Raw genomic sequence first — 2,097 nt, 5'->3', positions numbered from 1 at the left:
AGTACAAAGCGTACTTTGATTGATCGACGTTTCTGCTTTGTCCACATAAAATAGCACAGTCTTTACAGCACAAATTTTTTGATATTTTGCCCAACTATGCATGATTTTGATTAATACCTCATTACCAAATCTACACCAAAATAATTTGTTATTTCAATTTACCCCCCCTTAATACGATCAAAGTAAGCTGAATGCCCCACTTTTTATATTATAAATATTGGATATCCTCTAAGTTGTGATTTTGCACCCATCTTTGTCCTTAAAACTTCCTGTTAAAATGACTATAAAATCAATCAATACCCAAGGTGTAATTATCAAAAAAATTCCTATAAGCCCTACCGGCATAAATATTACACTTATTATACTTATTACACTTATTATATTTATAAGAAGCATTGCAATGCCCGTTCCAACTTTACCAACCATAAAACGATGAAGTCCTAGTCCACCTAGAAAAAAACAAACGACCGCTAACGTCACTTTTGATTGCTGTGACTGACCTTCAGTTGAGATAGGGAAAATAGATTTAATGGTATCCCCTTCACACACAAAATCAACGACGTCACCAATTTTCGGCGGCGTTTTTCCTGACCAATCCCAATTCGCAAACTGATAGCGCTTACCATCAGCCCCTGAAATGAAATAATCTCCTTGATCATGACCAATAATCTTACCTTTCATCTTCACCACCTATAAAATTGTTATTCATAAAGAAGCTTTTCTTCTAATATGATAATATGTTGAATAAACCTCACAGCATGAATACAGTCTGTATTCACCGTGATATATGACAATTTAAAAAGCTAAAAATTCCCCAACAACTTAAAATTCCCGCAATTACAAGTGGTAATACAAAGCACGCTGTTCGATTTGCACCTTTGCTTTTTTCATATGAAATAGTACAGTCTTTTTCAATAGTTTTATTTAAATATTCATAATTTTCTTTAATATTTCACATTTAAAGACATATATTAAAATAATTTACATTATTAAATTAATATATTGACAACATTAAAAGTAAAGAAAGTGCCTCACTCTTTACATTTTATGTTATTCTAAAATTTCTACCAATTTATAATTTTATCCCCGTTTTCATCCCTAAAATATCCGGATAAAATAACTATAAAATCGATAAACGACCACGGTATAGTAACTAACAGCCCTATACCTGTTATCGTTATAAGAAGCATTACAATACCCGTTCCAACTTTACCAGCCATAAAGCGATGAATTCCCAATAAACCAAAAAACCAACAAACAAGTGCTATCGCCAATCTTGATTTTTCTGACTGAGTTTTACTCACGAGAGGGAGAACAGATTTAACAACATTATCTTCATATACAAAGTCAACGGTATCACCCACTTTTGGTAATTTTTTTCCTAACCAATCGAAACTTGAAAATTGATAACGCTTACCGTCAGCTCCTGAAACAAAATAATCTCCTTGATCCTGACCAATAATCTTACCTTTCATTCTTGCCCACCTATAAAGCTGCTCCTCATGTGTTATTCATAAAGAGATTAATTTCAATTCGATAATATGCGGATTAACCTCACGGTGTAAATACAATTCGTACTCACCATGATAAACATGAAATTAAAATAGTTCGGAACTCCCCAATAATCTAATATTTCCCGCTGCTATAAGCAGTAACAAAAAACATGCTTTAGTTGATTTATATCTTTGCTTTACCCATATAAAATAGCACTGTCCTTTTCAATATTTCTATTCAACTGTGCATAGTTTTTAATCTCTCCTTAAAAAGGTATAGAGACATAATTCGGCATTAATCAACTTAATATATTTATAAAAATAAAAAGCGAGCTAAATTACTTTTTTTATTATAAGATTTTCACAAATCTGTAATCTGATTCCCATCTTTATCCGTAAATCTTCCACCAAGAATGACTATAAAATCAACAATTGCCCAAATGCCGGTAATTATCAATCCAAACAATGATAAAGATAGAACTAGCATTAAAGCACCAGTCCTAACTTTACCAACCATAAAGCGATGGACACCAAAGATACCTGCAACCCAACAAAGCAGTGCGAACATTATCTTTGTGTTCTCTGTACCTGGTCTCAACAATGG

The 2,097-nt window shown here is 32.6% G+C and carries 3 protein-coding genes; all 3 read right to left on the bottom strand.

The features are described 5' to 3' along the window. Positions 1–228 precede the first annotated feature (228 nt). Complete coding sequence (locus ACFIL8_RS09460; RefSeq protein WP_375668181.1) at positions 229–681, bottom strand: TM2 domain-containing protein; 453 nt, start codon at positions 679–681, stop codon at positions 229–231. 383 nt (positions 682–1,064) lie between these two features. Further along, complete coding sequence (locus tag ACFIL8_RS09455) at positions 1,065–1,475, bottom strand: TM2 domain-containing protein (RefSeq protein ID WP_375668182.1); 411 nt, start codon at positions 1,473–1,475, stop codon at positions 1,065–1,067. A 379-nt stretch (positions 1,476–1,854) separates the two neighbouring features. Next, on the bottom strand, positions 1,855–2,097 hold a 243-nt coding region (locus ACFIL8_RS09450; protein ID WP_375689572.1), incomplete at its 5' end, for a TM2 domain-containing protein.

Origin of the sequence: Bartonella sp. AP57NXGY, assembly GCF_042195805.1 — a bacterium.
Taxonomy (GTDB): Bacteria; Pseudomonadota; Alphaproteobacteria; order Rhizobiales; family Rhizobiaceae; genus Bartonella.
This window is presented reverse-complemented; position numbering and strand designations above follow the sequence as displayed.

What these genes read in the sequence shown, in the direction of transcription:
- ACFIL8_RS09460 (WP_375668181.1), bottom strand. Translation starts at nt 681, where the DNA reads ATGAAAGGTAAGATTATTGGTCATGATCAAGGAGATTATTTCATTTCA.
- ACFIL8_RS09455 (WP_375668182.1), bottom strand. Translation starts at nt 1,475, where the DNA reads ATGAAAGGTAAGATTATTGGTCAGGATCAAGGAGATTATTTTGTTTCA.